Here is a 22,754-nt window from a genome sequence, read left to right as displayed (position 1 = left end):
TTTATATTCATTAAAACAACTTAATGTTTGAGTAGGCTACACCTTCTACACCATATAAATTACGGCATTATGCTTTAATTTAAAATAAATATAGAGGAATTATTATGTTAAAATTATTTGCTAAATCAGCTGCCATGGATAAAGTTGGCCAACCTATAGAAACAAAATGTGATGATAATACTAAAGACCTAGAAATTTCTCTTCATCACGATGATGAGAATTTTGGTCCTGCCACTGATATAACTGCTGCTATTTTCTCTCAAGGATTACATGGTAATATACGCATATATGATGCAGAAGATAATTTTATTAAAAATTATCTTCTAGATACCAACAATCCATTTAAAATCGCAATGCTAGGAGAAAATGAGATAAGTATTACAGAAATATAATTTCTAAATTATATTAGACCTCTTGCATAACCTAGAAATGGTTGAAGAATTTTTCAGGCAAAATGTACAGACGGAGCTTCAAGTAGAGAGTGCTCAATGAACTGTGTCAAATTGTCATTGCGAGACGAAGTCGAAGCAATCCAGAAAAACTCGGTGTTTGAAATTGACTGGATTGCTTCGGGCAAAGCCCTCGCAATGACGAATCTTATTGACACAATTCATTGAACACTCTCTACACGATTCTAGTACATGCTTCGTCTTGAGTTAAATTTCAACTACTCCAGCTAAAGCTTGCCGGTTCATCTCGTCTCTTTTTCAAAACCCGTGAACAATGCTCACCTCTCAATAATCCTTGCGCCAATTGACTCCTATCGAGTTTGAATCATTGCCACCACTTGAACTTTCAATAAACAAATGATTTGTTATTTCTACTTCAATTCTCCCCTTTCCAGTACCAGCCTGCATCCCTCGTTCAATTTCAAAATATACTTTGTCAGTTAAATATTTGCCGACTCCAACAGCTGTTTCCTGTTGTCCCAGCTCATTTTTATTAGTTTTTACTTTGATGTCATCCACACCAAGCAATTTTCTAGCGGAAGATATAGGATCAAAACTCACTGCACTCCCATGTCCTGATAAGCGCTTTAAATTATTAGCTAATTGTATTGCTTGAAATGCGCTAATATTCTTCGATTCTTTGCCAAATAAAAGTATTGATAATATTTCCTCCTGGGGCAATATCGGAGAAGATTCAATGGCAAGAGTTGGGGTAAGTAATGGCCCAGACAATACTGGGCTAATTTCGATATTTTCTGTAGTAGTGATACCTTTAATATTTAAATATGGTGACGGCGGAATATCTCCTTCAAAAATGAGAGACCCTTCTTTTAGATTCCATTGTTTGCCAAATTCCTGATACCTCCCTCTAATAACTTGTAGCTTGCCTTCAATGTTTGGGTGATCGATAGTGCCCTTAACTTGTAGCTTACCTCCAAGTTCTGCATTAAGCCCCCAACCTCTAACAAAAATCTGAGATTTAGTAGATATTGATATTTTCATAGACAATGGATAGGTAGATAAAAAACTTGAGTTAATTAATTCTTTTTCTAGTGGATGTGGAATTGTTTCTACTATATTTAGTGTAGGAATATCGTGTTTAAATTGATCGGGAATAGTGATTTCTAAAGATCCGACTTCTATCGCACCGCTTGCTTGTGCTGCAACATTATTACCTTTTATTACTAAATCAGTTTTTACCAACCCACGAACGTTTGGATGATTTAATAAATTAAAGCCATTAGTGACTAAAGTGGCTTCAAAAGGTTTATCGTTCTTATCCAACATTATCCTGGCGGTAGCAGATAGTTTATTTCCTTGATTATCTTGTGCTTTAAATTCATCTATATTGATAATTCCATTATTAGCTTTAAAAATACCATGGATATTTTGTAACTTTAACCCTAATCTATCATAAATATAACTGCCCTTAGCAAAAGTAAGAATTCCATCAAGTTTAGGATGATTGAGACTACCATTTAATTGTAGATGTCCAGATAACACGCCAGTAAGTTGATGAATGACCGGCAAATATGTTCTGGTAAAGGGCTCAATTAAAGTATCAAGCGATAAGGCACCTTTTATCTTTTCGTCTCTCACCACTTCAAATAAAAAAGGAGATAATGAGGCTTTAACTGGTACTGTCAATTCTCCAGTTAGTGCTGCAATATTTCTTGATGTTATTTTTAGATTTATGTGCAGCAATTGTTCCATAAGCTTAGCCTCCAGTATCATCATTGAGTCAGGAGCTACAGTATTTGCAAGATCAATGTTAGTAACTCTCACATTACCTGCAAACTGAGGTGCTAAAAGACTACCAGTTAATGTAAGTTGACCATGAGCTTTAGCATGCTTTAGCGGAGAATAGGCTGTTAATGGCAACCACAAAATTGGGATTTTTTCAAATATTAATATTGCATCGATTTTATTCTCAGTTAACTGACCATTGCCGGTAATAAAACCATTATCCAGTTTTAATTTTTTGATCTCCCATGATAATTTACCATGATCATAGGCAAAATTCATCGGTTGATCACTGGTTATTTTGTGCTCACCATAATTGCCAGTGATGTTGGAGAGCGAGCTAGAAAACTCTTGTGCTGATTTTAATAATAAAGATATTAAAGCTTTAAGATTGAAAGAATGATGTTTTTCTTGATTAAAGCCTATCATACTAAGGTTCCACCCTGTATGATGTTCAGTTGCTTCTAATATTAAGCGATCAAAAATCTTTCCTTGAACATAAGCCTCACGAAACTCTATTTTTGCCTTTTCTAGCCTTAATTTCCAGAGATCACTCACTTTAATGTCAATCAAAGTTTTTGAGGCTTGCGCTAACGAGGTAAATAATTGCTCAATATTAGCCGTAATAATGCAAGCTTGAAGCTGTGAAGGTGCTTCCATCTTAATTTCTACGGCAGCCTTTCCTTTTAATGGGATTAATAAAAATGCTGATAATGTCGATAAATCATCACTTACCATCTTTATATTACCGTTAATCAAATTATTAGACTTGTTCCAAACAGCTTGACCTTTAGCAGTAACATAATCAGCGTTACCTATAATATTATTAAAATAAATTAAATTATCTGCTCCTAAAACAAAATCAGTTTTTATTGACATATCTTTCAGTGTAGTTGTTGCGGTAAGCTCGCCAGATAGTTTTTGCTCATTATATTTGATTATGGTTGTCCATAAAATATCTGGAATAGAAGTATCTATATACTTTATATTTTTTGTCTGCAAAAAAGCTGCAAGCTCCGGAGCTTTTACAGTGCCGGCAAGAGTTAGCTTCCCGTCCATGGTGCTATTTTCATCCATCTCTTTAACGAGTTTATGAAAGATATTAGTATATATTGTATATTGTCCATTCAACATTTCAGTTGTAAAGTTAATACTACTACTACCGTTGATTATAGTATTATTAAAATTCAATAATAAATTATCAAATATAAGCTGCTGATTTTTCATTGAATAATTGCCTGCGATATGTAGTTTAGCAGTAAAATCTATTGGGTTTTTGCGCAAGGAGGAATGACTCAACCATCCATTCCAGTACTCTCCTCTGTCATTCCTGCGAAAGCAGGAATCCATGTAGATTCGACTGGATCCCTGCTTTTGCAGGGATGACAAAAAATGTGGGGATGGCAGAGAGTGTACTACACGAGAGGAATAAACTTGTTCAAATAATGAATCGATAAAATTTGTTGCAACAATTGAATCAAGGATAAATGTTAAATTTCTTTCCGCTCCCTGCCATAATAGATTCCCTGTTATAGCTAATGCTAATTCAGAGTTCAAGCTAGTGATGCGCTGACTGATTACAGCATTAAGAATATTAATATTACTAATAGAGATATCAACAACTTTATCAGTACTGCTAGCACTAACACTCACCTGCTCAGGAATACGAATCAACTCTATATACTCAAACGTCAGTTCGTCAATTACTAGCTTGCGACTAAATAATCTTGTTGGAGAAACACTAAGCTGCGTATTTTTTGCTGCCAACCATAATCCATTATGATCTGATAATCTTATAGACTTCAGAAGAAGTTTTAAAGGAAACTTAAATTCTAAACCATCTAGCTCAACATTATAACCAAGGTTTTGATTGATAGAATTTATGATCAATAAACTAATATACTGCTGAGCTCGATTAGTATTGAGCCAAAATCCTAACCCTAGAATAATTAATAATAATATGCCACCACCATAAGTTATGCTCCGCATTAATAGCTTAGTGAAGCAAAAACTAATTTCTTTATTTTTTGTCATTTAAAATGCTTGCCCAATACTAAAGTATAAATGAAAAGCGCTATCAATTTTACGACGTTTGTTAAGAGGCACAGCAACATCTAGTCTAAGTGGTCCAAATCCGGTGTAATATCTTAATCCGAGGCCTGTACCTACATATAATTTACCGCCAAATTTGGGATAAGCCAGGTCAAAAACATTACCACCATCAACAAAAGCCACAATACCAAAATCTTTATTCAGGCGTAACCTTAGTTCTGCCGATGTTTCTATCATTGAACGTCCACCCATAGGATCATTCTTTTGATTTAAAGGTCCAGCCAGCTTATAGCCATATCCGCGGATTGAACTTGCTCCACCAGTATAAAATCTTTCTGTAGCCGGTATCTTAGGGGTAGTAATACCAAAAGTACTGCCCGCTGCCACTCGTAAAGCAAGTACTGGTTCAAGCGCAGTTTTTATTGGTAAATAACCGGAACCAATAATAGCTGTTTTTAAAAATTTATTATTAAAGCTAATAGTATCAATAAAAGGTGAAGCTTCACCCTTTACTACTATACCGCTTTTAGGGTCGAGCGTATTATCTCTGGTATCATATATTAAGTGGGCAGGAATAGAAAATAGTGCGAAATCTTTTTTTGATTCTTCTTTAATTCGATTAAAACCATATTTACCTCCCGCTCCTGCCGTCCAGTGTGAAGATATTTTTCTCTCGAGTAATACAGCTAAGGAAGCTCCCTGGCTGGTATAGGCTTTGTTATTCTGTTGTTCCAAGAGCGTATTGACTTTTAATGTTTGATTATCAATTAAAAAAAACGGTTTTTCAAATTGAGTATTAAGTTTTTTTTCGACCTTAGTCAGGCTAAGCATGCTATTTACTTTTTCTCCTTGACCGAAGAAATTGCGATGCTCCCATCCAGCATTAATACCAACTCCTAAATCCGTGCTATAACTAATTCCTGCTTTAACTGTACGATGTGCCCGTTCTTTTACTTTAAAGGTAATATCAACGGCAGCATCATCGTCAACTACAGGAGTAACAATTGGCTCCACCATCGTAAACAATCCACTCTTTTGGATAGCGACCCTATAATCATTAACTATGGATCGTCTGAAACAACTATACTCTTTTACGGAGACTATTTTATGCATATATTCTGAATTCACCTTTTGCAGCCCATCAAAGCTTAATTTACTAATATATGCTGCCGTAGATGAGGCCTTAATGATAAAATTAAGGTCTACCACATGCTGAGAATGATCTATAATTACCTGGTGATTTACCTCTAGATTAAGCAAGCAATTATTATTTTCTATAAAATCATAAAGCCTATTTTGCTCTGCTAAAATTTGAGCTGCAACTGCTGGCATGTCGGTAGTCAGTTTTAGCCATGTTGGTGGGGGAAGTCTAATGTTAGCTGTTGGTTCAAGTAACTCTATACTAATTCTTCTAATAGTATATTGCTTTGCTGGAGTAATTTGAAAAATAATGGTAGGTCTAGCAGCCTTCTCAGGATGCTTAATATCAATCGTTGCTGAATAATAGCCTAAAGACCGTAATAGTTTGAGTAAAAATGACTTACCTTCAGTTTCCCATAAAGCTATCTGATTAAAACTTGTAGTAACTTTAGCATTTTCATCGAGCTCTGGTTGATGAGCTGCCAGTATTTTATCTAACTGCAAATTTCCAGTTTTAGCAATAATAAATGAAGGTAATTTACTTTTGTTAGCTCCTAGTATATTAAAACTATATAAAACATAGATGCATAAGAAGATTATTAAATAAATCCGACGCATGATTTTCAACTAAAATTTTGTTAAATTAAGAGATTGTATGGCTATTACCGAGCATGGAAAATGCAAAATTCTTTCGCTAAACAACCAGGGTTTAGGAGTAGCTCAAACTGATTTAGGCACTGCTCTATTACCATATACAATTCCCGGTGAGATAGTTGAGTTCGAAAGGCACCAATATCGCCGTGAATCAAACTGTATCCTCAAAGCAATTATAGAACCTTCTGCATCTAGAGTGCAACCAGTTTGCAAGTATTTTGGTGTTTGTGGTGGTTGCTTACTACAGCATCTCAATGATGAAAATTATTATCAATTCAAATATGAAGCCATAAACCAAGCCTTAAAAACAGCTCATATCCAAACCAATATCAACCCCATCATTACTATTCAAGCGGGCATGAGGCGTCGTGCTAACTTGGAAGCAATAAAGAAAAATGATCAAATTTTCTTGGGTTTTCATCGTTTCAGGTCGCACCAGATCATTAATATTGATAGTTGTCCTGCGCTGTTACCTAAATTATCAAACTTACTCGAGCCTCTTAAAGCGGCTTTAACGCAAATTCTAGAAGATAGACAAAAAGCTCAAATTTTCTTAACTGAGGCCAGTAATGGCACTGATATCACTCTTACTATTCAAGAACAATCATCACTCAATGATCAACAACGGCTAATTTTATCAAATTTTGCCAAAGACCATGCTATTACCAGATTTATATTTCGTTACCGTAAACTGATTGATATTATTCAAGAAATTGCTCAACCTTATATTATTTTTGATTCCATAGCCGTAAAAATAGATGCTTATGGTTTCTTGCAGTCCAACTTCTCATCTGATAAGATTTTAGCAGATCTAGTGCTGAGCTTTTTTATGCCGGCTAATGATAAAAAACAAGATATAGCTGTAGCTGATTTATTCTGTGGCCGCGGCACTTATACCATACCATTGGCTCGTCATTTTAAGGTTAACGGTTTTGAATCAGATCACACTGCCATATCTGCCTTAGGTGAGGCAATATTAAATACTGATCGCCAGATAAATTTAGTAAAACGTGATTTATTTGCTTTGCCGTTAACTGAACAGGAATTAAACTCATATAATGCTGTGGTTATTAACCCACCTCGAGCTGGTGCTGAAACTCAATGTCATCAACTTAAAACTAGTACTATTGATAAAATATGTTATATTTCTTGCAATCCGGAAACCTTTGCTAGAGATGCGCGAATTCTATGCTCAAGTAATTATCAATTAAACGAAGTGACACCAGTAGACCAATTTTACTGGAGTCCACATCTGGAGGTAGTTGGATTCTTTCAACGTAATAGCCGTGCAGATAATTAAACAAGCGTCTTGAAATTTATAATGTTTTCCGTATTATAGTTTCTGTTTGACAGAAAAACATACTTGCTATATAATGATTAAGTCATTTAAATGTAAACATACAGAAGCCTTGTTTTTAGATGCTAAAGTAAAAGCCTTTGTCTCTATTGCTAAAGTTGCTAGAATGAGGATACTTAGCCTTGATATCGCAACTTCTATAACTGATTTAAGATCACCACCAGGTAACCAGTTGGAATTTTTAAAAGGAGACCGCAAAGGCCAATATAGTATACGTATAAATAAGCAATGGCGGATTTGCTTTAGTTGGAGAGATGATGGTTCAGCTCACGACGTTGAAATAGTAGATTATCATTAGCATTAAGTAGCTTTATGACTGAACATTACGACCCAATTACCCCTGGAGAATATCTAGATCATGAGTTCTTAGAACCATTAAATATTAGCCAAAGTAAATTAGCTAGAGATATTGACGTACCTATTTCTAGAATTAATGGAATTATAAAAGGAACTAGAGCAATAACTGCAGATACAGCTCTTCGTTTTGCTGAATATTTTAATACTTCCCCTGGAATGTGGCTAAATTTACAAACCCAGTATGACATACGTGTTATAAAACGCAAGAATTGGAATGAGATAAAATCACGAATTCGTCCTCTATCATTATTTTCAGAAAATGGCAAAAGTGCCTAGATATAACTTCACAGAACCTAATACAATAATTCAAAATATAACTTTACTTATTAAGTCAAGCAGTACAGTAAGGTATAACACAAAAATTTAAAGAGTTTTTTCATTATGTACGATATTCGTAATATTGCCATCATTGCCCACGTTGATCACGGCAAGACTACTCTGATCAACAGCATGCTAAAGCAAAGTGGTACTTTTAGAGACAATCAAGAAGTAGCAGACTGTGCTATGGATTCTAACGCTCTGGAACGCGAACGCGGCATCACTATTTTAGCAAAATGCACTTCAATTATATGGAATGATCATCATATAAATATTGTAGATACCCCAGGACACGCTGATTTTGGTGGTGAGGTTGAGCGTATTTTAAGCATGGTTGATGGCGTAGTCTTATTAGTTGATGCTTCTGAGGGGCCAATGCCACAAACAAAATTTGTGTTGTCCAAGGCTCTGAAACTTGGGTTGCGTCCTATTGTGCTTATTAATAAAATTGATCGTGCAGATCGCCGAATTGATGAAGTGGTAGATGAAGTATTTGAACTATTTATGGCGCTTGATGCTACTGATACTCAACTTGATTTCCCGATTATTTATGCTTCAGGTCGTGCAGGTTTTGCCATGCGTAATTTAGAAGATAATGGTAAAGATATCATTCCTCTTTTCGAATTAATTCTAACACATGTGCCAGCTCCTACCGGCAATGTTGATGCTCCTTTTTCTATGCTTATTACTACTCGCGAATATAATGCTTATTTGGGTCGTATTCTTACTGGACGTATACATAGTGGTTCAGTGAAAGTAAACCAGACTATTAAAGTATTAAACCGTGAAAATAATTTGTTGGAGAATGGTCGCATCAGCAAAATATTGACTTTCGCAGGTTTAGAGAGAGTAGCGATAGAGACGGCTAGCTGCGGAGATATTATTGCGATTGCTGGAATTGGCAATGCTACTGTTGGTGATACCGTTTGTGCTCCAGAAATCAGCGTGGCACTACCATCGCTACCCATAGACCCACCGACATTAGAGATGATGTTCTCTATCAATGACTCACCACTTGCTGGACTTGAGGGCTCAAAACTAACGTCACGAGTCTTGGGTGAAAGGCTTGCGCGTGAAATAGAGGGCAATGTTGCTATTCGAGTTACCGAAAGTCCTAGCAAGGATTCATTCTCCGTCGCCGGACGTGGTGAATTGCAATTAGGTATCCTTATTGAAACTATGCGTCGTGAAGGATTTGAATTATCGATCAGTCGTCCACGAGTATTGTTTAAAACTGATGAGCAGGATAAGCGTTTGGAGCCAATTGAAGAAATTCAAATTGATGTTGATGATGAATTTGTTGGGGTTGTCGTTAAATCACTTAGTATGCGCAAAGCTGAAATGACTGACATGCGACCTTCCGGTAGTGGTAAGACACGCATAATATTCTTAGGTCCATCTCGTGGTTTGATTGGCTATCATGGTCAATTTCTTACTGAGACTCGTGGTACCGGAATCATGAATCGTAGTTTCCATAATTACGCTCCTTACCGTGGTGCTATAGAAGGACGCCGTAACGGAGTATTAATTTCTAATGAAGATGGAGTAGCTTCCGCCTATGCATTATGGAATTTGGAAGATCGTGGCAAAATGTTTATTACTCCTTCTGTACAAGTCTATTTGGGGATGATTATCGGTGAGCATAGTCGTGATAATGATCTTGAGGTAAATCCGATTAAAGCCAAGCAATTATCCAATGTTCGCGCTGCTGGCAAAGATGAGGCTATGCGTCTTACACCACCGGTGCTAATGACCCTTGAACAGGCTATCAGTTATATAGAAGACGATGAACGAGTTGAGGTTACGCCAAAATCCATTCGCTTGCGTAAGGCAATATTAAACCCTAGCGAACGTAAAAGAGCAAGCAAACGTAGCGATATTAAAAATTTATATTCGGGCAGTTGTTAGCAAGTCAGAATATAGATTTTTATCGTAATGCAAACAGCTTACTGATAATAATTATATTTACGAGTCTAGCATAACGAAGCTATACTAGACTTACTAAATAGAGACACGTAGCATGCGCATAATAATAAGCCTTTTTTGTATCATCATGTATATTACAGATAGTTTAGCTATAAATGATAAAATATATCCTAATAAGCTGAATAGTTGTACTATAACTGAATCTGCAATCAATGATTATGAACCAGAAAAATTTGGTGCTACAAATAATTTGCTTAGAAGCACAGGCAGACAGCCAATTTTTTGTGGCACAAAGATTATTATTAAAGGTAGAATATTAGATGAAAATTGTGTACCAATATCTGATGCAAAAATATATCTATGGCAAGTTGGTTGTGATGGTAAATACCCTTATCAACCGCTACGTAATAGGATTGACCAAAATTTGTTAAACTTGGATAACGGCTCCAGCTTTACTGGATCAGGCACGGCTACCAGCAATAATCAAGGAGAATTTGTTTTTATCACAATCTATCCCCCTGCTTTAAAAGCTGAAAAAGCACATTTAAATTTTAGGATACAACATCATAGTTTAGGAGTGTTACAAACCAAATTTTACTTATCCAATGAACATATTATAGAAGAAATAGACAATAACGACCCACTACTCGAAGACAGCACCAGAATCTATGACTTTGAGGTAGTAATGCCAGGAGAAACAACAAAAAGATATTAGAACCTGTCTTGAAAGTTCATATAAGAGGTAATTTTGTTATCAAAACTGAGAATGTTAAGTAGACTTCTCTTACAAACTCTACTTCTGCGGATGATTTGCACGTCAAGCCAGTACTCGAATCCGAAACAAACCTAGAGTACGTTGCGAGTAAAGATTCCGTGTCTCTTTCAAATCCTCTCTCAGAAGCGAATTTTGAAAGACGGTCTGACACAATTTATTAGACCTCTTTCGAAACTCATTTACCAAGATCCCAATTATATAAACCAGCAATTAAATTGAACCTAAGACCAAATCTTTTGCGTCTATTTCGATATTTATCAGCAATTATTTTAAAACGCTTTAACATACCTATAACATTTTCATTTAATACTCTGTCACTTGCTAAACTTCTATTATTTTTCTTATCTTCTTTGGTTAAAGCATTCTTTTTACTCTTTTTCTTTGGTAGCTCAGAATTTGTATGAATCTTCTGTAAGCCTTGATAACCAGTATCAGTAATCACTTTAACCTCAGGCAGTATATGGGTTCTTGATTCTTTAAATAATTTAAAATCATGACGCTTACCATTGGAAAAAGAAGTGCATATGACTCGTTTGCTTTTCTTATCTACTACTATTTGAGTCTTTAACGTATGTCTTTTCTTTTTACCTGAGTAATAGTATTTCTGTTTTTTTGGGGTCGCTCTATAGGGCTTTCTGTAGCATCTATTAAAACTAATTCATACTCCATACCGCTTTTAACTAGAGCCTTCTTACCTGGAAGAGCAAAATCCGGATGTTTTATTAGAGTGTCTTCAACAAAACGAATTGTTTTAAATGCACTGCTTTCGCTAACCCCATAATTCTTAGCTATATGAAAATAGGTACGGTATTCCCTTAAATATTCAAGTGTCATTAATAGGCTGTCTTCCATACTAAGACTAGCTCTTCTGCCACCTTGGTACCTCCTATTTATTTGTTTCTCTGTCTTTAAAATCCCTACCATCTTTTCGAATGTACTATTTCTTACCCCAGTTAATCTTCTAAAATGCTCTTCCGATAAAATGCTTAAATTTTTATATCTCATATAGTTCTAAATTAAGTAAATTCGACTTTATAGCATATTTAGTCCAGTTTCGAAAGAGGTCTATTGAACACTCTCAATAATTCTTACTTTTTTAAGCAGCTTATGCTTGATGCTTAATTTTACTCACAAAATTGAAGATGTTTAGTAAACTACCCCAGTTGCCAATTAAAATATTTTATTAAACACTACAGATGCCGGTTGATCGGAAAAAGTGACGAATATTGACTGAAATCCAACGGAATTACAGTTTTTCCGAATACTACCTTTACCGATTTTAAAGGCAATAGCGGATGACCAGGTGGAACATAAAAAGGGCTTTCGGTAGAATTAATTAACGTTGCACATACGTTGCGATGGATTTGAATTCTTGGATCGTTATCTTTATTGGAATGATTTTTTACCTGATCTACCACAGCGAGTAGATAAGTTTTATCTTTAGTGTATATATAATTATGAAGATAGTGTTTAAATTTTGTGCCATTACATACAAGGCCTTCACAGTTATAAAAAAGAATCTCAATTGCCTGCCGCTCATTCCCTCGCAGCTCGTGCCAATCTGCACCATATGATTTTTCTATCCGAGCTAGCCTAGATTTTCTAGCTTGATCAAATAATACCCACGCTTGTTCCTCAGTAAATAATAAAAATTTATGAGTTTTATCTCTCTCAAACATTTCAAAATCTCTCTTAAATGCATCAAATGATGGTTTGTTGAGAACGTTACTAAATGCCTTATTCCATTCTTCTATAGCACCAGGAGCTTCCATATTAAAGCCGATCCCGCGATTGTCATAAGTTTTTAGGAGAAGTATCACGATATACTTGCAGCTTCATACCTTCAAGCATAACAAACATTGGTTTAAGCAGTTTGTCATATTGTGCTTTGCCAAATGGTGATTCCATATCTAAATTATGAGTTAAATCACGAATTAACTTAGCTGCTTCTACTTTGTCTTTACCGTCATATCTACTCATTTTCTACCTGCTATAAATTAAGTTTATTTCGTTTTTGTTTAGTATCTAATGATCAAAATTTTAGGAATAAAGTGGTGATTATTGCATTTTTGATTACACTCAAAAGCTATAGCAACGCCCCTAACTAGATATATTGCATAATGAGTCATAGCATCTCGAATAACAAAAACGTTCCCCCAATCTTGAACAGCAAAACTCTTATATTGAGCATCTTGCAATTCAGGTTGTATTATACCAATTGCAATAATTAACGCGGTGGCCTAAAATGGATTTTTAACGGATAAAAGGTACTCAAATAGCTAAGTTAATATTGCCGCTAGGTTTTCATGATCATGATTTTATAAAAATGATGAAACATGAGCCGCATGGTCGGAATCGCATACGTTTATTGGCGATGTATCACCTTCAATTAGGCAAATCTTTTAAAGCCATATCTGCAATAGTGAAGTTGCACTGGAAAACCGTGCAATCATGGCTCAGAAGATTTAGAAATCATGGTTTTGAAGGTTTATTTGAATCACAAAGAAGCGGCGCTCCTAGGAAGATTAACACTCTACAAGAATCTGCTCTTTTTGATAAAATCAATATGCTCAGTGAAAGTGAAACTGGCGGGTATATAACCGCAAAGGAGCTACATAACATGTTGCTTGAGGAATATGGCGCTAAATGCGCTTTAAAAACAGTCTACAATACTATGCATCGCCTTGGTTTTAGCTGGATTACTTCTCGTTCAATGCATCCAAAGTCAAATCAAGAGACTCAAAATACATATAAAAAAACTTCCCAGACATGTTAACAGAATTATTACCAAAAAATATCGATAGATGTAACGTTGATATATGGTCTCAGGATGAAACTCGAGTTGGGCAACAAGGTAGCTTAACTCGTATATGGGCTAAACGCGGCACTAGACCCCGTAAAGTTCGGCAACAGCAATTCATTTCAACATACATTTACGGAGCTGCTTGCCATGATACGGGAGAATCTTTTGCATTAATTTTACCATATGCCAACACACGGGCAATGAATAAATTCTTAGAAGACCTTTCTCTCACTACTCAAAGCAACCGACATATAGCTTTACTAATGGATAATGCAGGTTGGCACACAGCCAAAAAACTAACTGTTCCAAGCAATATCACTTTGATACCGCTTCCGCCTTATGCACCAGAACTTAATGCAATGGAACAAGTTTGGGAGTGGATCAAAAATCATTTCTTGTCTAACCAATGTTACGGTGCATATGAAGATATTGTCACTATGGCTTGTTACGCTTGGAATCAACTTGCTCAGAATGTAGATTTAGTAAAATCAATTATGTATAGAGACTGGATAAATACACCGTGTTAATTATTGCAATCGGTATTATTAACAAAAGCTCATGATTTAGTTCTTGCATAATCTGATCTTTATCTTCTGCATGCCATATTCCACGACCTACAACAAAAGTCATTGGCGTAGTGCATAAACTTGCAATCGCTTTACTATCTCCTTTTTGAACTGCTCTGACAAAATCCAAAGCGACTCTTTTGAATTTACGCCAATTTTTACCATAAACATGGTACATCACCGCATCTTGGCATTGATCATCCCAATCTTTGGTATCACGTTTACAATATTTTTTACCGGTCGTGAACTCGTTAAATTCGATGCTACCAACAACAGAACTAGAATAATTCTCATAAGTGTAATTATAACTTTTATTAGTAAGAACTAAAGACTGTGGTTGTGTTAACCCTTTGGAGCTACTTAAGTTTATTAATAATAGTAAAGTTATAATAAATGTTTTAAACATATTTTTATATAATGACATAGATTTATATTAATTAATGCGAATAATAGCTTTTTAATAGTCAATCACTGACGACGATTTGTGTTAATATGAATAGCAGCAATTCTTGGTAGAAAATTACAAAAATTATCTTGATTATGTTCAAGTTTGAATTGATTACATCTATATTGAAATTCAATCTCAAAATATTCCTTATTTAATTGTAAAGTTATTGACCTCCTAAGCCTGTTAGAAAAACGACCACTAATATGGCCAAAACTGAAACTTTGATATCTTGTGTGACGTATGTAATTTACAAATTTCGATAATAATTTTTGATATTTCTCAATAAACTGCCAGTAATAGGCTATATTAGACCTCTTTCGAAACTGGACTAAATATGCTATAAAGTCGAATTTACTTAATTTAGAACTATATGAGATATAAAAATTTAAGCATTTTATCGGAAGAGCATTTTAGAAGATTAACTGGGGTAAGAAATAGTACATTCGAAAAGATGGTAGGGATTTTAAAGACAGAGAAACAAATAAATAGGAGGTACCAAGGTGGCAGAAGAGCTAGTCTTAGTATGGAAGACAGCCTATTAATGACACTTGAATATTTAAGGGAATACCGTACCTATTTTCATATAGCTAAGAATTATGGGGTTAGCGAAAGCAGTGCATTTAAAACAATTCGTTTTGTTGAAGACACTCTAATAAAACATCCGGATTTTGCTCTTCCAGGTAAGAAGGCTCTAGTTAAAAGCGGTATGGAGTATGAATTAGTTTTAATAGATGCTACAGAAAGCCCTATAGAGCGACCCCAAAAAAACAGAAATACTATTACTCAGGTAAAAAGAAAAGACATACGTTAAAGACTCAAATAGTAGTAGATAAGAAAAGCAAACGAGTCATATGCACTTCTTTTTCCAATGGTAAGCGTCATGATTTTAAATTATTTAAAGAATCAAGAACCCATATACTGCCTGAGGTTAAAGTGATTACTGATACTGGTTATCAAGGCTTACAGAAGATTCATACAAATTCTGAGCTACCAAAGAAAAAGAGTAAAAAGAATGCTTTAACCAAAGAAGATAAGAAAAATAATAGAAGTTTAGCAAGTGACAGAGTATTAAATGAAAATGTTATAGGTATGTTAAAGCGTTTTAAAATAATTGCTGATAAATATCGAAATAGACGCAAAAGATTTGGTCTTAGGTTCAATTTAATTGCTGGTTTATATAATTGGGATCTTGGTAAATGAGTTTCGAAAGAGGTCTATTGAAATAGCTGACTCCAATATAATCTGCTCCACGATAATCTAGTATATCATACAACAAAGGCATAGCGCACAAGCTAGCAACGCCCCATCTATCCTCGGCAATGAATGCTTGTTGAAATTCTAAGGCCACACGCTTGAATTCGCTCCAATTTTCACCATAAACGTGATGCATAACTGCATCCTGACATTGCTCATCCTAACTTGTACTGCCGCGCTTACAGTATTTTGGGCCGGTTATGAATTCATTAAATTCATGATCAAACTTATCGCTTCCATCACGATTAAGGTGATAATAATCATAATCACGATTATCACCGTCATAAACTTCTCCAAAATACTCGTTATATTGGTTATTCCACTCTTCAATATCGAACTTACAATATTGTTCGCCAGTTAAAAATTTATTGTATCCGTTACCAGCAACACGATAGTTATTACTAATAAAAGACAAGCTGTAATTATTTTTATTAACAAACACCAATGGTGGTGGTTGCTCTAATTTTTTGGCATAGCATAAATTGGTTGTTGATAGTAGAATAATAATAAATAGTTTAAACATGATATTATTATATTAATATAAAATATCATCATATAAGTTATACTATTTTAATAGTCAATCACTAAGGGAAGTTTGATTACTTTTTTGAGCTAGTTGGTTGAAATGGTGATTTAATTCACAGAGTTTAAGTAGAGAAGTTCAACGGATCATACAGTTTGCTTGGCACCACGCCGTCATCAACCATCTAATAACAAAAAATCATACTCTCAGCTAAACGAGTATACAAGTTGGTTCAATTTTCTTCTGTCCGCCCATATACTGCACCAGAGAATCTGGAATAGAAATAGAACCATCTTCATTTTGATAATTCTCCAGAATAGCCACCATCGTTCTACCAACCGCTAGCGCTGAACCATTCAAAGTATGCACAAATGTTGTTTCAGTTGCACCGAACTCTTTATACCTTGCTTTCATCCTTCTTGCTTGGAAATCACCGCAATTTGAACAACTTGAAATTTCACGATATTGTTTCTGACCTGGCAACCATACTTCCAGATCGTATGTTTTCTTAGCTGAGAAACCCATATCACCACTACAAAGCAATATCACGCGATAAGATAAGTCTAACCTACGCAGTACTTCTTCTGCAGCATTAGTCATATATTCGTGTTCATATTCAGATTCAGCAGGCGTGGTAATACTTACCAATTCAACTTTGCCAAATTGATGTAACCTAACCATACCTCGTGTATCTCTACTGCTGCTACCAGCTTCTGAACGAAAACATGGAGTATAGGCAGTATAGCGTATTGGTAGTTTCTCTCGTGGCAAAATCATATCTGCAACCATATTAGTAAGCGGCACTTCTCCAGTTGGAATCAAGCGATAATTGGTAGTGGTAACAAAAGAATCTTCAGCTAGCTTCGGTAATTGGCCAGTATTATACATAGCACTTGGACGTACTAAATATGGTGGTGATATTTCGATATATTCAAATTCCTTGGTATGAATATCAATCATAAAATTGATTAGAGCTCGTTCCAATTTAGCTAAATCTTGTTTTAAAGTAACGAATCTGCTTCCGGATATTTTTGCAGTTTGCGTAAACTCCATCATACCTAGTTGCTCTCCAAGCTCAAAATGCTGTTTAGAGCAGGTGTTTTGATTACTACTTTGCCAATCTCGAATAAATTTATTCATATTCTCATCAGTACCATATGGCACTTCATCAGCTGGAAGATTGGGCAAATTATCCAATATATCTTGCAAATTACTATCGCCATTCAACTTATGATTAAGCTCATTCAATTTCTCATTAATATGAGCGACATCACTCCTAAGTTCTTCAAACTCTTTAGTGGTTTTATTTTTTATATTACCCAACATCTTAGACTTCTTATTTCTAGCATGTTGAAATTGTTGAAGCAATGTAGTAAGTTGTCTTTTTTCCTCATCTAACCTAACAATTTCTGTTGATAGTGGAGCAATGCCTCTTTTTATTAACAGATTATCAAACTCGTGGGTGTGTTCTCTAATCCATTTGATGTCTAACATTACTTCCTCTATTTTCTACAAATTTACACATAATAATTGAAATTTCATATAATAAAAGCATTGGTATTGCAAGGGCAAACTGGCTTAAGATATCAGGAGGTGTTAATATTCCTGCAATAATAAAATTAATAACCACAGCTAACCGACGTTTATTAATTAAATTTGTAGAACTAACAATTTTTAATAAATTTAATATTAATAAAATTATTGGCAATTGAAAGGCTACCCCGAATGCTACTACTAAATGAATAACTAAGTTTAAATATTCGCTAATTTTAGCTTCCAACATTATTGGAATTACCGCATTACTATTTTCAAAGCTAAGAAAAAAATGCCAGGCACGAGGCATCACATAATAAAATACAAAAATACTACCGCCCCAAAATAATAAAGGCGACATAAACAATATAAAAGCAGCCATTTTTTTTTCATAATTGCATAATCCAGGGCTAATGAATAAATAACTCTGGATGGCTATAACCGGTACAATAATAAGAAAACTACTGAAAGCAGCAAGTTTTAGATAAGTAAAAAACGCCTCAGCAAGACCTGTGTAAATTATGCGCCTTAGATGCTCTTCATTAAGATCAGCTAATGGTTGTAGCAAAAAATTATAAATATTATTACTAAAGTAATAGCAAGTAATAAAGGCAATAATAAAACTTGCTAATATTATTATTATTCGTACTTTTAGCTCATGTAAATGTTCAGTAAGTGTCAATTTATGTGTTACTTGCCCACTTATTATTTTGTTGCGAGTGATAACAATAGACTTCTTGCTCATCATAATTAATTGGCATATAAATCTAGGTTTTATATAGGAAACTATACATAAGCATAGCAACTTTACTGATTTAAGCAACAAGCCTATAGTTATTTTACTATAGTAATTAAATTTAAGAGGATAGTAATTTGCAAAAACTAGTATCATTACTCAGACAAGAGCTAATTATTCAACATAAAATTAATAATTTAATCAAATACTTAATTGCTTTTTTTGTATTTTCGGCTTTAAGCATTATATTAATTAACAAGCAGGAAGAAATTAATAAATTTGGAATATTATTTTCGGTAATTTATATCCCCTTATCCTTTATTGGTTTTGCCAACATTATCTTTAAGCAAGATATAGAAGATGGGACATTGGAATTATTATTGTCAAGTTTTTCTGCTGTCGAAATTGTTATGGCAAAATTTGGCGCTATTCTTATCAGTAGTACTATTGGTGCTATAATAAATATGCCGATTATTTTTATAATTTTTAATTTAACTAGTTCAACATTAATAAAACTTAGTATAATTCTGATATTATTAGTAATACTGGCAAGCGCTTTGTTGGTGTTAATTGCTGCTATGCAGGGTTATTTTAGATCTAACACTAATTTTTTATCTATATTAATTATGCCATTAATAATTCCAAATATTATAATGGCAGGCCTTACTCTACAAGAGGAAACTAATTTCTATTTGCTTACCATTATGACTGGTATTGATTTAATAGTGGTTCCGTGTACTATTTTTTTATCTTCTTATTTAATAAAGAATATTTACAACATTTGATAATATAGCGTCGGTTATCTCTAGTATGGTTATTAAAAGGATTTCTTACTTGATTTTGATAACAAAATTACCTCTTAAATGAGGTTTTGTAAAAAGTCTGGTAAAAAAAACTTTGCAGGTTAATATATATAGAGTAACCTGACAACTAATATATTGATCAAGTTATTTACAATGTGGAATACTTTAAAAAGATTGATTACCGCTAACCCAATGGGGATCTTTGTATACGGCATAATCACAAAATGGTATCTAATGATAGCAGTGGGTGCGGTAGTAGTAACATTTTGGGTATTCAAAGGACTTGAACAAGCTGGGGTCTTAACCGCTACAGAAAAAGTTTTTTCAAAAGCATTAACCGATTCAAAATCAGTTGCCAAGTATTGTGTTCCAAAGATTGCTAATTTACGAGACTTTTGGAGTTGTCTAGATAATCCGCCAGACTATACACCTGAAGCAGATGAACAAACATTAACTGATAGTGTCAATAAGCTACAGCAGACTCTACAAAACCCATATTCCAATCCGGCTGGCGGCACTGCTTCCAGTAATCCATACGATAGTAGTGAATAAAACAAAGTCATCCCGAACTTGTTTCTGGATGACTTTATGTGTTCAGGAATGACTGGTGTGCGGATGGTATTACGCAGCAATGACATCGGAGGCATACAAAAACCAAACAACACTCATGATATGTGAACATTCACGGTTTTTAGAATTGAACGTCAATATACGACTTACAAAGCTGGCGACCAAAACGTCATTGCGAAGAGCTTTAGCTCTGAAGCAATCCAGTTCTTTGTACTAGATTTTCTGGATTGCTTCGATTTTTAACAAAATCTCGCAATGACGATTTTTCTAAAAACCGTGAACGCTGACCATGATATTGTACGCAATGCCTAGTAAGACTAGAAATTTATTATAATTTGAGTATATCCAATATTTTCTGCGCTGCTTCTTTTTCTGCTGTTTTAATAGAATTGCCGTGCCCTTGTTGTTGATAATGAGCTACTTTAGCCATAATAGTAAAATATGGTGAATGAGCATATCCCGACTTGTTTACAACTGTATATACCGGTTTATGATATCCTTTACTTTGAGCCCACTCCTGTAAAGTAGTTTTAGGATCAGTCTGGCTAATATTAATATTATTTAAGAACTCTGACCATAGATTGATAATAATAGACCTAATCGTATCAGTGTTACTGTCCAGATAAATTGCAGCTATTAATGCTTCCATAGCATTTTCTAAATTATTAGGATTGCTACGGCCACCAGAAACTTCTTCACCGTGGGTCATTATTATATCATCAGCCAAATTAATTGCTGCAGCCACCTTACATAAAGTTTCTTTACAAACCAGAAATGATCTTACTCTGGCTAAAGTACCTTCATCTTGTTTGGTAAAATTTTGGAACAAATACTCAGTAATAATAAAATTAAGTATTGCATCACCAAGTAATTCTAACCTTTCATAATCTTTATTGATTGAGTGTTTTGGAATATTTTGCTTTAAAGAAGGGTGACTTAATGATTCAACTAGTAACTCAAGATTATTAAAACAATATCCAGTCGATTGTTCAATCTTTTTACTTATTGTTTGAATAGCAATGGTTTCATTTTTTATCATTAAAAGAATTTGTATTTTTATTCATAATATATACTTTTAAACATCCGGTCAAATCTAATAGATTTCAACCATAACCATATTCTTGCCACGCGTTCAGTTATACTGCCATTATCTACCCATAATAGTTCTTTAGTAGAGAAAAGAATAACCCGCCCTTTGGCAATAAAATTCTCAAATGGCACAAACCCTAAATCTACTCTACTATCATTAGAACAATCACGATTATCTCCTAGAAAAAAATAATGATCTTTTGGTACATAGAATATTTCAGTATTGCTATATTTATTAGCCATCATAGTAAATTTTTCCATTTGCTGATCAAGTTTATAAGCAGTATAGCTGACTCCATTTGGCAATGTTTCTTTATATTTATTATATTTCTGCCCTTGTTCATCAGTATAATCACCTATTTCGGATCTCACTATAGGTTTATCATTAATATATACTACATCCTTAATAAGTTGAATTTTATCACCCGGCAAACCAATCAATCTTTTGATATATCTAAGCTCCATATTCATTGGTGGACGGAAAATTATAATATCACCTCTTTGGGGAGCTGATGCAAAAACTCTGCCACTAAAAATATTAGGACTAAAAGGAAAAGAATACCTACTGTAACCATAAGAATATTTTGTTGAAAATATATACTCACCTTCAAGAACTGTTGCTTTCATTGAGCCGGTGGGGACAAAAAACAGTTCTATCACCAAACTTCTGATAGTTAGAGCTATTAGAACAACATATATTAATGATCTAATTTCATTTACGGTATGATTTATTTTTTTTTCAGTGATCGCTGTCAATTTTTCTTAACACTTCTATTTAATGTTATATATTTAGCTTGCAAAGCTTTACTACAATACCAGGCGATAATAGTTTACAACCACTATGAAATCTAGCAATTTATGAATATAATTACAAAATTTTGTTCTCCTAATTATTCTGTCAGAAAAAGTGAGATAAGATTTATCATTATTCATTATACAGAAATGGAGTTTGATGAAGCCATCGGCAAATTATGTAATATTGAAGCCAAGGTTAGCGCTCATTATGTGATTAAGGCTGATGGTGAAGTGTTTAAGCTGGTTGAAGATCAACATAGCGCATGGCACGCCGGAGTCAGCAACTGGCAAAATTATAGTGGTATTAATGAATATTCTATCGGTATAGAATTAGATAATTTAGGTTATACCAATTACCCAATAGCGCAAATGCAAAGCTGTATTAGCTTATGCAATCAACTAATACAGCTATATAACATTCCAAGAACTAATATCTTGGGTCATTCAGACATTGCTCCAAACAGAAAAATTGACCCTGGACCATTTTTCAATTGGTCATATTTGGCACAACATAAGCTAGGCCTATTATGGCATAAAATACCTGTAGATCTAGACCTCGCTCACAAATCTACTTCTGTGGTTGATTCTGTGGTTGATATTATGTTTTCTTTTGGTGATAAATCAGATGAGGTCGCTAAATTACAGCAAAATTTGCAAAAAATCGGTTACAAAATAGCAATCACCGGTATATTTGATCTCCAGACTAACTATGTAATTAGAGCTTTCCAGTCTCACTTTTATCCCAAATTAATAATCAAATTAGGGAAAGATTTATACCACGATAATAATCACCAATATTCATGGGATGTAGCATCTCATGAGATGTTGCAATAAGTAACTAGTGCTTACTCTCTTAAAATCAA

At 34.4% G+C, this 22,754-nt stretch carries 23 protein-coding genes; 12 read left to right on the top strand and 11 right to left on the bottom strand.

The features are described from left to right. Positions 1 to 104: 104 nt before the first annotated feature. Entirely contained in the window at positions 105 to 392 is a 288-nt protein-coding gene (locus tag R2I74_RS00625) for a hypothetical protein (RefSeq protein ID WP_316353164.1), read from the top strand. Between the two features lie 342 nt (positions 393 to 734). Here R2I74_RS00625 and R2I74_RS00620 read toward each other — a convergent pair whose 3' ends face one another. Next, on the bottom strand, positions 735 to 4,226 hold the full coding sequence (locus R2I74_RS00620; RefSeq protein WP_316353162.1) for a translocation/assembly module TamB domain-containing protein: 3,492 nt from the start codon (positions 4,224 to 4,226) through the stop codon (positions 735 to 737). Continuing rightward, positions 4,227 to 6,002 carry an autotransporter assembly complex protein TamA gene (locus R2I74_RS00615; RefSeq protein ID WP_316355233.1) on the bottom strand — a complete coding sequence of 592 codons (1,776 nt, stop codon included), beginning with the start codon at positions 6,000 to 6,002 and terminating at the stop codon, positions 4,227 to 4,229. Positions 6,003 to 6,039: 37 nt separating this feature from the next. Between R2I74_RS00615 and R2I74_RS00610 the strand changes: the two genes are divergently transcribed. From R2I74_RS00610 to R2I74_RS00590, 5 genes are all read left to right on the top strand, one after another. Next, the gene (locus R2I74_RS00610; protein ID WP_316353160.1) at positions 6,040 to 7,338 is read left to right on the top strand and encodes a class I SAM-dependent RNA methyltransferase; all 1,299 of its coding nucleotides are present in this window, start codon (positions 6,040 to 6,042) and stop codon (positions 7,336 to 7,338) included. Between the two features lie 73 nt (positions 7,339 to 7,411). Next, positions 7,412 to 7,693 carry a type II toxin-antitoxin system RelE/ParE family toxin gene (locus R2I74_RS00605; protein WP_316353159.1) on the top strand — a complete coding sequence of 94 codons (282 nt, stop codon included), beginning with the start codon at positions 7,412 to 7,414 and terminating at the stop codon, positions 7,691 to 7,693. A gap of 14 nt (positions 7,694 to 7,707) precedes the next feature. Beyond that, the gene (locus R2I74_RS00600; protein WP_316353157.1) at positions 7,708 to 8,028 is read left to right on the top strand and encodes a HigA family addiction module antitoxin; all 321 of its coding nucleotides are present in this window, start codon (positions 7,708 to 7,710) and stop codon (positions 8,026 to 8,028) included. Between the two features lie 105 nt (positions 8,029 to 8,133). Further along, the gene (typA, locus tag R2I74_RS00595) at positions 8,134 to 9,978 is read left to right on the top strand and encodes a translational GTPase TypA (protein WP_316353156.1); all 1,845 of its coding nucleotides are present in this window, start codon (positions 8,134 to 8,136) and stop codon (positions 9,976 to 9,978) included. Positions 9,979 to 10,123: 145 nt separating this feature from the next. Then, positions 10,124 to 10,711 (top strand): dioxygenase family protein, encoded by a 588-nt coding sequence (locus R2I74_RS00590; protein WP_316353155.1) that lies wholly within the window; start codon positions 10,124 to 10,126, stop codon positions 10,709 to 10,711. Between the two features lie 235 nt (positions 10,712 to 10,946). Here the strand turns inward: R2I74_RS00590 and R2I74_RS00585 are convergent. The 3 genes from R2I74_RS00585 to R2I74_RS00575 form a co-directional block, all read right to left on the bottom strand. Beyond that, positions 10,947 to 11,776 (bottom strand): IS5 family transposase gene (locus R2I74_RS00585; protein WP_316353078.1). Its coding sequence is split into 2 segments (ribosomal slippage): positions 10,947 to 11,386 and positions 11,386 to 11,776, totalling 831 coding nucleotides; the frame shifts between segments, so codons are not numbered across the junction. Between the two features lie 185 nt (positions 11,777 to 11,961). Next, positions 11,962 to 12,543, bottom strand: coding sequence for a hypothetical protein (locus R2I74_RS00580; protein WP_316353154.1), 582 nt, complete (start codon positions 12,541 to 12,543; stop codon positions 11,962 to 11,964). 22 nt (positions 12,544 to 12,565) lie between these two features. Further along, positions 12,566 to 12,751 carry a hypothetical protein gene (locus tag R2I74_RS00575; protein WP_316353153.1) on the bottom strand — a complete coding sequence of 62 codons (186 nt, stop codon included), beginning with the start codon at positions 12,749 to 12,751 and terminating at the stop codon, positions 12,566 to 12,568. A 310-nt stretch (positions 12,752 to 13,061) separates the two neighbouring features. On the opposite strand from R2I74_RS00575, the gene R2I74_RS00570 reads away from it, so the two are divergent. Together R2I74_RS00570 and R2I74_RS00565 are read left to right on the top strand one after the other, a co-directional pair. Then, the gene (locus R2I74_RS00570) at positions 13,062 to 13,547 is read left to right on the top strand and encodes a helix-turn-helix domain-containing protein (protein ID WP_316353080.1); all 486 of its coding nucleotides are present in this window, start codon (positions 13,062 to 13,064) and stop codon (positions 13,545 to 13,547) included. Further along, on the top strand, positions 13,541 to 14,101 hold the full coding sequence (locus R2I74_RS00565) for an IS630 family transposase (RefSeq protein WP_316353004.1): 561 nt from the start codon (positions 13,541 to 13,543) through the stop codon (positions 14,099 to 14,101). The genes R2I74_RS00570 and R2I74_RS00565 overlap by 7 nt, the downstream gene beginning before the upstream one ends. Here R2I74_RS00565 and R2I74_RS00560 read toward each other — a convergent pair. Then, positions 14,067 to 14,546, bottom strand: a complete 480-nt coding sequence (locus R2I74_RS00560) for a hypothetical protein (RefSeq protein WP_316353151.1) — start codon at positions 14,544 to 14,546, stop codon at positions 14,067 to 14,069. The genes R2I74_RS00565 and R2I74_RS00560 overlap by 35 nt on opposite strands. A 412-nt stretch (positions 14,547 to 14,958) precedes the next feature. Here R2I74_RS00560 and R2I74_RS00555 point away from each other — a divergent pair. Next, positions 14,959 to 15,788, top strand: a protein-coding gene (locus R2I74_RS00555) for an IS5 family transposase (RefSeq protein WP_316353078.1) whose coding sequence is annotated in 2 segments (ribosomal slippage) — positions 14,959 to 15,349 and positions 15,349 to 15,788 — 831 coding nt in all. Because the reading frame shifts where the segments join, the coding sequence is not laid out codon by codon here. A gap of 214 nt (positions 15,789 to 16,002) precedes the next feature. Here R2I74_RS00555 and R2I74_RS00550 read toward each other — a convergent pair. The 3 genes from R2I74_RS00550 to tatC form a co-directional block, all read right to left on the bottom strand. After that, positions 16,003 to 16,365 carry a hypothetical protein gene (locus R2I74_RS00550; protein ID WP_316353150.1) on the bottom strand — a complete coding sequence of 121 codons (363 nt, stop codon included), beginning with the start codon at positions 16,363 to 16,365 and terminating at the stop codon, positions 16,003 to 16,005. A 210-nt stretch (positions 16,366 to 16,575) separates the two neighbouring features. Continuing rightward, positions 16,576 to 17,859 (bottom strand): serine--tRNA ligase, encoded by a 1,284-nt coding sequence (serS, locus tag R2I74_RS00545; protein ID WP_316353148.1) that lies wholly within the window; start codon positions 17,857 to 17,859, stop codon positions 16,576 to 16,578. Further along, positions 17,837 to 18,643, bottom strand: a complete 807-nt coding sequence (gene tatC, locus R2I74_RS00540; protein ID WP_316353146.1) for a twin-arginine translocase subunit TatC — start codon at positions 18,641 to 18,643, stop codon at positions 17,837 to 17,839. Before tatC ends, serS begins: the two co-directional genes overlap by 23 nt. Before the next feature lie 128 nt (positions 18,644 to 18,771). Between tatC and R2I74_RS00535 the strand changes: the two genes are divergently transcribed. Continuing rightward, the gene (locus R2I74_RS00535; protein ID WP_316353144.1) at positions 18,772 to 19,419 is read left to right on the top strand and encodes a heme exporter protein CcmB; all 648 of its coding nucleotides are present in this window, start codon (positions 18,772 to 18,774) and stop codon (positions 19,417 to 19,419) included. 153 nt (positions 19,420 to 19,572) lie between these two features. Next, a complete protein-coding gene (locus tag R2I74_RS00530) occupies positions 19,573 to 19,989 on the top strand; it encodes a DUF2670 domain-containing protein (RefSeq protein WP_316353142.1) in 417 nt (138 codons plus the stop codon). A 346-nt stretch (positions 19,990 to 20,335) separates the two neighbouring features. On the opposite strand, the gene rnc is transcribed toward R2I74_RS00530, so the two are convergent. Then, positions 20,336 to 21,046, bottom strand: coding sequence for a ribonuclease III (rnc, locus tag R2I74_RS00525; RefSeq protein WP_316353141.1), 711 nt, complete (start codon positions 21,044 to 21,046; stop codon positions 20,336 to 20,338). A 17-nt stretch (positions 21,047 to 21,063) separates the two neighbouring features. After that, the gene (gene lepB, locus R2I74_RS00520) at positions 21,064 to 21,843 is read right to left on the bottom strand and encodes a signal peptidase I (RefSeq protein WP_394355841.1); all 780 of its coding nucleotides are present in this window, start codon (positions 21,841 to 21,843) and stop codon (positions 21,064 to 21,066) included. 111 nt (positions 21,844 to 21,954) lie between these two features. Between lepB and R2I74_RS00515 the strand changes: the two genes are divergently transcribed. Continuing rightward, positions 21,955 to 22,725, top strand: a complete 771-nt coding sequence (locus R2I74_RS00515; protein ID WP_316353138.1) for a peptidoglycan recognition protein family protein — start codon at positions 21,955 to 21,957, stop codon at positions 22,723 to 22,725. The last annotated feature ends 29 nt before the right edge of the window (positions 22,726 to 22,754 follow it).

Origin of the sequence: Candidatus Trichorickettsia mobilis, assembly GCF_963422225.1 — a bacterium.
GTDB lineage: Bacteria > Pseudomonadota > Alphaproteobacteria > Rickettsiales > Rickettsiaceae > Trichorickettsia > Trichorickettsia mobilis_B.
This window is presented reverse-complemented; position numbering and strand designations above follow the sequence as displayed.

What these genes read in the sequence shown, in the direction of transcription:
- R2I74_RS00625 (WP_316353164.1), top strand. Translation starts at nt 105, where the DNA reads ATGTTAAAATTATTTGCTAAATCAGCTGCCATGGATAAAGTTGGCCAA.
- R2I74_RS00620 (WP_316353162.1), bottom strand. Translation starts at nt 4,226, where the DNA reads ATGACAAAAAATAAAGAAATTAGTTTTTGCTTCACTAAGCTATTAATG.
- R2I74_RS00615 (WP_316355233.1), bottom strand. Translation starts at nt 6,002, where the DNA reads ATGCGTCGGATTTATTTAATAATCTTCTTATGCATCTATGTTTTATAT.
- R2I74_RS00610 (WP_316353160.1), top strand. Translation starts at nt 6,040, where the DNA reads ATGGCTATTACCGAGCATGGAAAATGCAAAATTCTTTCGCTAAACAAC.
- R2I74_RS00605 (WP_316353159.1), top strand. Translation starts at nt 7,412, where the DNA reads ATGATTAAGTCATTTAAATGTAAACATACAGAAGCCTTGTTTTTAGAT.
- R2I74_RS00600 (WP_316353157.1), top strand. Translation starts at nt 7,708, where the DNA reads ATGACTGAACATTACGACCCAATTACCCCTGGAGAATATCTAGATCAT.
- typA (WP_316353156.1), top strand. Translation starts at nt 8,134, where the DNA reads ATGTACGATATTCGTAATATTGCCATCATTGCCCACGTTGATCACGGC.
- R2I74_RS00590 (WP_316353155.1), top strand. Translation starts at nt 10,124, where the DNA reads ATGTATATTACAGATAGTTTAGCTATAAATGATAAAATATATCCTAAT.
- R2I74_RS00580 (WP_316353154.1), bottom strand. Translation starts at nt 12,543, where the DNA reads ATGGAAGCTCCTGGTGCTATAGAAGAATGGAATAAGGCATTTAGTAAC.
- R2I74_RS00575 (WP_316353153.1), bottom strand. Translation starts at nt 12,751, where the DNA reads ATGAGTAGATATGACGGTAAAGACAAAGTAGAAGCAGCTAAGTTAATT.
- R2I74_RS00565 (WP_316353004.1), top strand. Translation starts at nt 13,541, where the DNA reads ATGTTAACAGAATTATTACCAAAAAATATCGATAGATGTAACGTTGAT.
- R2I74_RS00560 (WP_316353151.1), bottom strand. Translation starts at nt 14,546, where the DNA reads ATGTTTAAAACATTTATTATAACTTTACTATTATTAATAAACTTAAGT.
- R2I74_RS00550 (WP_316353150.1), bottom strand. Translation starts at nt 16,365, where the DNA reads ATGTTTAAACTATTTATTATTATTCTACTATCAACAACCAATTTATGC.
- serS (WP_316353148.1), bottom strand. Translation starts at nt 17,859, where the DNA reads ATGTTAGACATCAAATGGATTAGAGAACACACCCACGAGTTTGATAAT.
- tatC (WP_316353146.1), bottom strand. Translation starts at nt 18,643, where the DNA reads ATGAGCAAGAAGTCTATTGTTATCACTCGCAACAAAATAATAAGTGGG.
- rnc (WP_316353141.1), bottom strand. Translation starts at nt 21,046, where the DNA reads ATGATAAAAAATGAAACCATTGCTATTCAAACAATAAGTAAAAAGATT.
- R2I74_RS00515 (WP_316353138.1), top strand. Translation starts at nt 21,955, where the DNA reads ATGAATATAATTACAAAATTTTGTTCTCCTAATTATTCTGTCAGAAAA.